Consider the following 9,214-nt stretch of genomic DNA (forward strand, 5'->3'; position numbering starts at 1 on the left):
CATGGAAACGACCGTTACCGACCGCGCGGCCCTCGACCCGATGCAGTTGCGCGCCGCATTCGGGCAGTTCCCGACCGGCGTCACCGTGATCACCACGTGCGCGGCCGACGGGCGCAAGGTGGGCCTCACCGCGAATTCGTTCTCGTCGCTGTCGCTCGATCCGCCGCTCGTGCTGTGGAGCCTGCGCAAGGTCGCGCCGAGCCGCCCGCATTTCGTCGCGGCCACGCACTTCGCGATCAACATCCTCGCGCACGACCAGATCGACCTGTCGCGGCGCTTCGCGACGCCCAGCGCCGACAAGTTCGACGGCGTGCCGCACGTCGCATCGGAGAGCGGCGGCGTGCCATGCCTCGCCGGCGCGAGCGCGCGCTTCGTGTGCCGCAACGTCGGCCACTACGCAGGCGGCGACCACCTGCTCTTCATCGGCGAGATCGAACGGTTCGACGCATTCGGCAAGGCGCCGCTCGTGTTCCATGCCGGCCAGTATCGCGCGATCACCGATCATCCCGATCTTTTACGTTCCTTTTAATTAGTCATACAAACTAATAACCAGAAGGTGGTGAACATGAAAATCGGCTCTCGCCTGCTCGTCGCCTCAGGCTTCGCGATCGCCGGCCTCGCCGGCCCCGCGCGGGCGGCCGACCTGCCCGCGGTCAACCTCGGCATGACCAGTTTCCTCGACGGGATGCCGCCGGCCGGCGCCGGCTGGTACGGCACGCAGTATCTGCAGTACTACACGGCCGGCCGCGTCAACGACAATGCGGGCAACAAGGTCGGGTTGCCGAAGCAGGACATCGACCTGTTCGCCGGATTGAGCCAGCTCGTCTATCAGTCGCCGCTGACGTTCGCGGGCATGCATCCGGGCCTCGACGTGATCCTGCCGTGGATTGCGTCCGCGCGCACCGACGACGGCATCGGCAACGTCGCGCTGAATGCGCGCGCCGGCTTCGGCGATCTGCTGATCGGCCCGTTCATCCAGTTCGACCCGGTGATGGGCGCGCAGGGCCCGCGCTTCGCACAGCGCGTCGAATTCCAGTTCATCGTGCCGACCGGCGCGTACGATCCGTCGCGCGCGATCAATCCCGGCAGCCATTTCTGGTCGTTCGATCCGTACTGGGCGGCGACGCTGTGGCTCACGCCGAAATGGACCGTGTCGTGGCGGCTGCACTATCTGTGGAACGCGACCAACCATCAGCCGGCCACGGCACTCGGCCCGGACGTGACGTCGACGCAGGCCGGCCAGGCGCTCCACGTGAACTTCGCGACCGAGTACGAAGTGCGGCCCGGCCTGCGGCTGGGGCTCAACGGCTACTGGCTGCGCCAGACCACCGACATGAAGGCCAACGGGCAGGACGTGCCGGGCACGCGCGAAGCAGTATTCGCGATCGGGCCAGGGGCGATGGTCAGCTTCTCGCCGCACGATCACCTGCTGTTCAACGCGTACTTCGAGACCTATGCGCGCAACCGGCCGCAGGGCACGCGGATGGTGCTGCGCTACGTGCATCACTTCCAGTGACGCGCGGCGCGCCGGCTGCCCCGCTACGGGGCGCCGCCGCTTCAACGGGTTAGCAGTAGGGGGCAGCCGTGAAGGCGGTGGACTACGGCTTGTTCCATGGCCGACCATGGGTCCAGGATGCATTGACGCCGCTATGGTCGACCTGTCTCGCGGCGCCGCCTGGGGAGGGAGCCTCCATGAAGCCTGTTGCCGTGCCGGCCGCCGGATGGCCAGCGGGTGGCCCGGGGGCCGGCACATCCAGCCTTTATCGATGCGCGCGAAGCCGCATCCGCGCGCCGCTCACTGCGCGATGCCAACGAACGTCGGCAGCAGCACGCGATAGACGTGAATCATCGCCGGGCCGAGCAGCACCACCATCAGCGCGGGGAAGATGCAGAAGATCAGCGGGAACAGCAGCTTCAGCGCGATCTTCGCCGCCCGTTCCTCCGCGCGCATCCGGCGCCGCGTGCGCAGCATGTCGGACAGCACGCGCAGCGATTCGCTGATGCTCGTGCCGAACCGGTCGGCCTGGATCAGCATCGCGCAGAACGACTCGATGTCCTCCACGCCGGTGCGCAGCGCGAGATTGCGCAGCGCCGTCTCCTTCGTGAAGCCGGAGCGCATCTCGAGCAGCAGCAGGTCGAGTTCGCTCGCGACCACCTCGCTGCGAAACCGCAGCTCCTCGCTCACCTTCATCAGCGCCGCGTCGAGCCCGAGCCCCGCTTCGACGCACACCGTCAGCAGGTCGAGCGCGTCCGGGAAATCCTCGAAGATCTTCTGCTGGCGCACCTTGACCCGCTGCGACAGCACGACGTTCGGGATGTAGTAGCCGATCCCGGCGAGCGCCACGAGGATCACCGACAGCAGCGCGCGCTCGTCGCCAAGCGACGTCGTGATCAGCACCAGCAGCGCCGCGCACGGCAGGCCGAGCGCGAGCATCGTCTTCGCGGTGAAGTACAGCGCGGCCGCGCTCGGGTTGCGCCAGCCGGCATTCATCAGCCGGATGCGCAGCGGCGAATTCTCCCAGCCCTCCTTCGGCACCGACAGCTTCGAGATCGGGGTGGACAACTCGACCAGCTTCGCGACCCAGCGCGACGCCAGGTCGTCGCCGTCGCCGGGGCCGGCGATGGCGCCCGCCCCGGCGCCGCCCGCCTGCTCGATCCGGCGCTGGATGCTGCGCGGCGCGAACAGCAGCATCGCGACGAGCACGCCGCCGGCCACGAAGATGAACAAGCCGCCCAGCATCACGGCCTGGACCACGCTCAGGTTTTGCATGACAACCTCGCAACGGTTCGTTATTCGGCTCGCGCGTCAGACGCGAATGCGGACGATACGGCGGATCCAGAACAGGCCGAACAGCATCGACACCAGCATCGTGCCGACCATCCGGATCCCGGCCGGATCCTCCCAGAGCACCGACAGGAATTCGCGGTTCAGCAGCGCCATCACCGCCGCGGTGCCGAACGGCAGCAGCCCGAGAATCCACGCGGACAGCCGCCCTTCCGCCGACAGCACGCGCACCTTGTCGAACAGCTTGAAGCGCTCGCGGATCAACCCGGCGATGCTGTCGAGCAACTCGGCCAGGTTGCCGCCCGTCTCGCGCTGGATCAGCACCGCGATCACGAAGTAGCGCAGATCCTGCACCGGCACGCGCGTCGCGAGGTTCATCAGTGCGTCGTGCAACGACACGCCGTAGTTGACCTCGTCGAACGTGACGCGGAATTCGCCGCCCATCGGTTCGGAAAACTCGTCGCCGACCATCCCGAGCGTGCTCGTGAACGAATGACCGGAACGCAGCGCGCGCGCGATCATGTCGCAGATGTCCGGCAATTGCCGCTCGAGCTTGCGCATCCGCCGGGCGCGGCAGCGCAGCACGTACAGCATCGGCAGCCAGCCGGCGAACAGCGCGAGCGGCACCGCGGCGAGCTGCGGCAACCGCATGAAACTCGCCACGAACCACGTGAGCGCCGCGAACGTCGCGCTGAGCGTGATCAGCTTCGGCAGCGTCCAGTCGAGGCCCGACTGCTGGATCACGAGATCGAGCGTATGCACGCGCGGCAGGCGCAGCAGCAGCCGGTCGAACGGCTTCGACTCGTCGAGCATCCGCTTCTTCAGGATCGACAGCCGCTCCTGCTGGACGTTGCCGCCGGCCGACATCGCACGAATGCGCGATTCGATCCGGCGCGCGGCGGTGCCGTGCCGCGCGTTCCACCATTGATAGATGCCTTCGATCGACAGCACGACCGCGACGAAGGTGAGAATCACAAAACCGTAAAAGATCGCATTCATGAGGCCTCTCCCCGGCAGCACACGGCGCCCTGGCGTCAATCCGTCTCGTAACGCACGGACGGGTCGTACAGCGAATCCGGCAGGTTGATGCCGAACGCCTGCAGCCGCTCGACGAACTTCGGCCGCACGCCGGTCGCGCAGAAGTGGCCGCGCACCGAGCCGTCGCGGTCCACGCCGGTTCGCTTGAACGTGAAGATCTCCTGCATGTTGATGATGTCGCCTTCCATTCCGGTCAGCTCCTGGATGCTGATGATCTTGCGCTTGCCGTCGGTCAGCCGCGCCGCCTGCACGACCACCGAGATCGCCGACGCGATCTGCTGGCGCATCGTCTTCGGCGGCAGCGTGAGGCCGGAGACGCTGACCATGTTCTCGAGCCGCGTCAGCGCGTCGCGCGGCGTGTTCGCGTGAATCGTCGCGAGCGAGCCTTCGTGGCCGGTGTTCATCGCGTTGAGCATGTCGAGCGCTTCGGCGCCGCGCACTTCGCCGAGGATGATCCGGTCCGGGCGCATCCGCAGCGCGTTGCGCACCAGCGTGCGCTGCGTGATCTCGCCCTTGCCCTCGATGTTCGGCGGGCGCGTTTCAAGCCGCAGCACGTGCGGCTGCTGCAGTTGAAGCTCGGCGGCGTCCTCGATCGTCACGATCCGCTCGTTGCGCGGAATGAAGCCGGACAGGATGTTGAGCAGCGTCGTCTTGCCGCTGCCGGTGCCGCCCGACACCAGCACGTTCACCTTCGCGCGCGACAGCGCGTCGAGCAGCTCGGCCATCGGGGGCGTCAGGCTGTGGAAGCGCACCAGGTCGTCCATCTTCAGCGGATTGACCGCGAAACGCCGGATCGACATCAGCGGTCCGTCGATCGCGGACGGCGGGATGATCGCGTTCACGCGCGAACCGTCCGGCAGCCGCGCGTCGACCATCGGGCTCGATTCGTCGATGCGGCGCCCGACGCGCGACACGATCTTCTCGATCACCTTCATCAGGTGCGCGTCGTCGTAGAACGTCACGTCGGTCAGTTCGAGCTGGCCGCAGCGCTCGACGTAAACCTGCCGGTAGGTGTTCACAAGGATGTCGGAAATGCCGGGGTCGCGCAGCAGCGCCTCGAGCGGGCCGAAGCCGAACATCTCGTCGTACACGTCGATCGCGAGCTGGCGCCGCTCGATGTCGTTCGCCGGCAGGCGCTCCTCGTCGAGGATGCGCGCGATCAGCGCGCCGATCTCCATGCGGACCTGATCCTGGTGCAGCCGCGACAGGCGCTCGAGCTCGACGCGCTCGAGCACGGCCAGGTGGATTTCGCGACGCAGCTTCTGGTATGCGTCGCGCACCGACGAATGCGCCGGGCCGGCCGGTTCGTTGCCTGCCGCCAGCGGCTGGGCCCGGTGCAAGGACATCTGTTCGCGCAATGACATGATGATTCCCCGAAAGAATTACATCGACTTGAGCTTCGGCGTGGCCTTGCGGCCGAACAGCCGGGACATCAACGGTTCGCTGTGCGTCGCGCTGCGTCCCGCGCGCACGTCGCCGTCGACGAGTTGCTTCGCGCAGCCCTGCAACGCACGCGCGACCGCCGAGCCGCGCGCGAGCCGCGACACCGGATGGCCCTGGTTGATCGCTTCGAGCACGGTCTCGGCGTCGTCGGGAATCGTGCAGGCCGCCTGCAGGCCGAGCACTTCCTCGAGCGCGGTGCGGGTCCGCTCGCTCGCGCGCGTCGCGCGGTTCACGATCAGCCGCAGCTGGTCGGTCGAGTAGCCGAGCGACACGAGGATCTCCAGCAGCCGGCGGCCGGCGCGCACGTGCGGCATCGCGGGCTGCAGCACGATCTGGATCTGGTCGCTGCGATCGAGCGCGACCATCGACAGCGGGTTGATGCCGACGCCGACGTCGAAGATCACGAAGTCGTAGCGCGGCGCGGCGACGCCGAGAATCCACTCGAGCGCGTCCTCGCGCATCTCGGCGGCCTTGACCGGGTCGCCGGCGCCCGCGAGCACGTGGAAGTTTTCCGTCACGTGCGCGACGCTCGCGTCGAGAAACGCGCTGTCGAGCCGCTCGATCTGCGCGCACAGCTGCGGCAGCGTCGACGGCGGGGTTTCGTCGCTGACGAGGAACGCCGCGTCTGCGAACTGCTGGTTCACGTCGATCAGCAGCACGCGGCGCTTGAAGCCCTCGGCGATCTCGAACGCGACGTTGCCGGCCGCGAAGCTCGTGCCGGCCCCGCCCTTGCACGACATGAACGACACGATCCGCGTGTCGTCGGTATCGCGCCGCGTGCTTTGCGCGGCCGCCCGTCCGAGCGCGTGGCCGAGCGCCTGCGGGTCGAGCGGCCACTGCAGCACGTCGCGTGCGCCGGCGCGCATCGCGTCGAGCAGCACGTGCGGCGACGCGTCGGCCGTCACGAGGATGCAGGTCAGGCCCGCGTGCGCGCGGCAGATGCGCTCGATCGCCGGCAGTTCGGACGGCTCGAGCGACGTGCCGTCGACCAGCAGGATGTCGAACGCGTCGAGCCCGTCGGTGCGATGCTCGATCTGCGACGGGCGGCCGGTCGCACGGGTCGTGCGATAGCGTCCGCAGTCGGCCACGAGACGCGCGATCTGCGTGAGCCGCGCGGTATCGTCGGAAGCTACGAGGATGTTGATCATGTCGTGTGCCTCGTGTGTTCGATTAGTTGCAGGCGGAGCCGCCCGTCGCGGAGCTCAGGCTTTCGCGCGGCAGCGTCGTCGTGAACGGCGGCATCCTGACCGTGACGTTCACGAACGGGATCATGGTCTTGACGGTGACGTTCGTGACGCTCACCGTCACGAACGAGCACGTGTTGATGTCGCAACTCGTCGGCGTGTAGCTGACCGACACGTTCGCGTCCGACAGCAGCGGCAGCAGCGACCGCACGCGCTTCACGACGCCGGCGGCGTTCACGTCGCAGACGACCGCCGTGCGCGCGCCGAGACGCACGGCCTCGCTCGCGGTATTCCAGTAGAACAGCACGCGACCGAATTCGAAGATGCCGATCAGCAGCATGATCAGCACCGACGCGATGAGGGCGAACTCGACGATCGCGACACCGCGCTGGGCGCGCCGGCGTGATGGCGGAAAGCGGCGTGCGTTCATGACACTTGCCTCATCACGGTGACGATGTTGCCGAAGGTGATCGACGGCAGTCCCGGGTACGCGGGAATCGGCTGGTACTTGTAGCCGCTGATCTTCACTTCGACGACGTTGATCGCGCCCGCCGCCGAGCCGCTCGACGAACTGTTGTTGTCCGCGTCGTAGGTCGGCAGGTTCGCGAACTGCGACGGATCGGATGCGTCGCTGCAGCCGGTCGTGTGCTGTGCGTCGCAGATCGTGACCATCGACGTCTTGAGCCCGGGCACCAGCTCGCTGCCGGCCGAGCCGCACGTCGTGCTGCCGTACACGACCAGGCACTGCGCCTGCACCACCGGATACGCGCTGTCGGTCGGCAGCCAGACCGACAGGTAGCGCGCCGCGTCGCGGGTCGCCTTGGTCAGCGTCTCGTACTGGTAGATCGCGCGGCCGAACTCCGCCACGCCGGTCGCCAGCATGATCATCGGCATCAGCACGAGCGCGAACTCGACGGCGACGGCGCCGCGGGCGCGCGAACGACGAATCGACGGCTTCTTCATGATCGTCTCTCCGTTATCGAACGAGCATCGGAACCTGGGTTCCGGACGCGCTGCCGCTGCCGGGCAAGCCGTGCGTCGCGCACGGGTTGTTGCCGGAAACCGACGAGCCGAGGTATTCGAGGTGCGCCACCACGGGGCCGCTGCCGGCGCTGAACGGCAGCGGATCGAGCATCAGCACGCAATCCCATTGCGTGATGTGCACCTTGCCGCTGCTGCCGGACAGCGTCGAGCAGTCGCCCTCCGGCGCGAGCGCGACGCGGCGATCGCCGCCGAACGTCTGGTAGTTGCTCGCCGTCGCCGTGCCGTTGGTCGCGATGCCGCTGCCCGACGGCGGTGCGCCGTCGCCCTGGTAAGGCTTGAAGCTCGCGCGGTCGGCCACGAACTGCGTGTACGCGTCACCCTTGATGCCCGGCGTTCCCGGCGGCCCGTAGTTCGGCCCGACGTACGCGTAGCCGGTGAAGTCGGGCTGGCCGCTCGAGCCGTTCGCGCCGTTCGTATAGATCCCGAAGCGCGTGTTCCAGGCCCGCTGCGCCGCCGACTTCAAGCCCGTGGTGCTCAGGTCCGGGGGGCTCGTGATGTTGCAGGTATTGCCCGACAGCTCGCTCGCGAGCGTCGTCTCGTTCGTCGAGCCGTCGAGCGCCGCCCAGCCGAAGTTGCCGGGCCCGTAGGTCGACGACGACCCGGACGGCGACGAGATCCAGTCGCCGACCTTGTAGGCCGGATCGGACGGGCCGCGGCACACGAACACGGGAATCGCGCAGGTCGTCTGCCCGCCGCCGACGGTCGCGATCGCGCTCGCCGACACTTCCGCCGCATTCGCGAGCTTCGTGCCCGGCAGCACGTTCAGCACCTCGATGAACCAGTGCGCGATGTTGCTCAGCGTCGCGGTGCACTGCACGTACTTGATGCTCGCCGGCTTCGTGACCGCGCTCTTGGTCAGGAACGGGTTGGTCAGCGAATCGCTGAACGTGACGTTCGCATTCGTCGACATCTGCACCGACGTTTTCTGGAAAAACACGAAATTCAGGTGACCGGCGGCGATGCCGTCGGCCTCGGCCACCGACAGGCTGATCGCCGAAGTCAGGTCGCGCGCGGCGGACAGCGCGCAGGCATCGGCGCTGTTCTGCAGTTCGCTGCGCGTGACGTACAGCTTGCCAAGATCCAGCGCGAGCCCGACGAATCCGATCATCACCGCCAGCGAAAGGCCGACGATGATCGCGACGGCACCGCGCTGGCGATGCAGGCCGCGACGCGTGACTTTCGGATGGCGGGCTGCGCTGTTCATGGCGTTCTCCCTGAGCGTGGTGTCGTTACTGGGTAGCCTTGCCGATGCCGATCACGAACGCATTGGCGGGCGGCACGGTCTGCTTGAACGACTTGTCGTAGTTGTCGAGCGCGGCCGCGGCGGCGCTGCCGTCGATCCCCGACGCCGACGCCGGATGCTTGCCGGCATGCGGATCGATGATCTGGGCCTGCATCACGGTGCGGACCGAGTCGCCGAAGCGGCTGTCCCACACCGGGGTCGACGACATGCAGCCGGCAAGCGCGAACGCGAGCGGAACGGCGAGCGCCGCGCGGCGCACGAATACGAGGTAGGCGGATTTCATGAGCTTCCCCTTGGATGGCTTCAACGATCGGTGGACTGGGGTTCCGCGCCGGCGCGCGCGATCTGCGCCTTGGGCGCCGCCGCGATCCGGTGCTTCGGGCGCGCCGCCGGCTGGGCCGACGGTTCGGCGCCCGCTGCCGCGAGGCGCGCGGCGGCGGCTTCGATGCGCGCGACACGCGCCGCGGTGGCCGGGTC

10 protein-coding genes are annotated in these 9,214 nt (G+C 67.9%); 2 read left to right on the plus strand and 8 right to left on the minus strand.

The window, feature by feature from the left end:
• Position 1: 1 nt before the first annotated feature.
• Positions 2-529: a flavin reductase family protein gene (locus tag MMB92_RS30910; protein WP_196432753.1), complete on the plus strand. Its 528-nt coding sequence runs from the start codon at positions 2-4 to the stop codon at positions 527-529.
• Between the two features lie 36 nt (positions 530-565).
• Positions 566-1,516 carry a transporter gene (locus MMB92_RS30915; RefSeq protein ID WP_196432752.1) on the plus strand — a complete coding sequence of 317 codons (951 nt, stop codon included), beginning with the start codon at positions 566-568 and terminating at the stop codon, positions 1,514-1,516.
• Between the two features lie 279 nt (positions 1,517-1,795).
• Here the strand turns inward: MMB92_RS30915 and MMB92_RS30920 are convergent, their stop codons facing one another.
• Genes MMB92_RS30920 through MMB92_RS30955 form a run of 8 tightly spaced genes read right to left on the minus strand, consistent with a single transcriptional unit; the run spans position 1,796 to position 9,020 of the window.
• Positions 1,796-2,770, minus strand: coding sequence for a type II secretion system F family protein (locus tag MMB92_RS30920; RefSeq protein ID WP_006486292.1), 975 nt, complete (start codon positions 2,768-2,770; stop codon positions 1,796-1,798).
• A gap of 36 nt (positions 2,771-2,806) precedes the next feature.
• Positions 2,807-3,784, minus strand: coding sequence for a type II secretion system F family protein (locus MMB92_RS30925; protein ID WP_006498096.1), 978 nt, complete (start codon positions 3,782-3,784; stop codon positions 2,807-2,809).
• Between the two features lie 35 nt (positions 3,785-3,819).
• Complete coding sequence (locus tag MMB92_RS30930; protein ID WP_006486287.1) at positions 3,820-5,187, minus strand: CpaF family protein; 1,368 nt, start codon at positions 5,185-5,187, stop codon at positions 3,820-3,822.
• Between the two features lie 18 nt (positions 5,188-5,205).
• The gene (locus MMB92_RS30935; RefSeq protein WP_034204009.1) at positions 5,206-6,414 is read right to left on the minus strand and encodes an AAA family ATPase; all 1,209 of its coding nucleotides are present in this window, start codon (positions 6,412-6,414) and stop codon (positions 5,206-5,208) included.
• A gap of 22 nt (positions 6,415-6,436) precedes the next feature.
• On the minus strand, positions 6,437-6,880 hold the full coding sequence (locus MMB92_RS30940; RefSeq protein WP_006498094.1) for a TadE family protein: 444 nt from the start codon (positions 6,878-6,880) through the stop codon (positions 6,437-6,439).
• Positions 6,877-7,413, minus strand: a complete 537-nt coding sequence (locus MMB92_RS30945) for a TadE/TadG family type IV pilus assembly protein (RefSeq protein ID WP_196432751.1) — start codon at positions 7,411-7,413, stop codon at positions 6,877-6,879. Before MMB92_RS30945 ends, MMB92_RS30940 begins: the two co-directional genes overlap by 4 nt.
• Before the next feature lie 13 nt (positions 7,414-7,426).
• The gene (locus MMB92_RS30950) at positions 7,427-8,698 is read right to left on the minus strand and encodes a TadE/TadG family type IV pilus assembly protein (protein ID WP_006486279.1); all 1,272 of its coding nucleotides are present in this window, start codon (positions 8,696-8,698) and stop codon (positions 7,427-7,429) included.
• Positions 8,699-8,723: 25 nt separating this feature from the next.
• Positions 8,724-9,020: a hypothetical protein gene (locus tag MMB92_RS30955; protein WP_200061810.1), complete on the minus strand. Its 297-nt coding sequence runs from the start codon at positions 9,018-9,020 to the stop codon at positions 8,724-8,726.
• Positions 9,021-9,214 lie beyond the last annotated feature (194 nt).

Origin of the sequence: Burkholderia sp. IO2 (assembly GCF_029522185.1) — a bacterium.
GTDB classification, from domain to species: domain Bacteria; phylum Pseudomonadota; class Gammaproteobacteria; order Burkholderiales; family Burkholderiaceae; genus Burkholderia; species Burkholderia cenocepacia.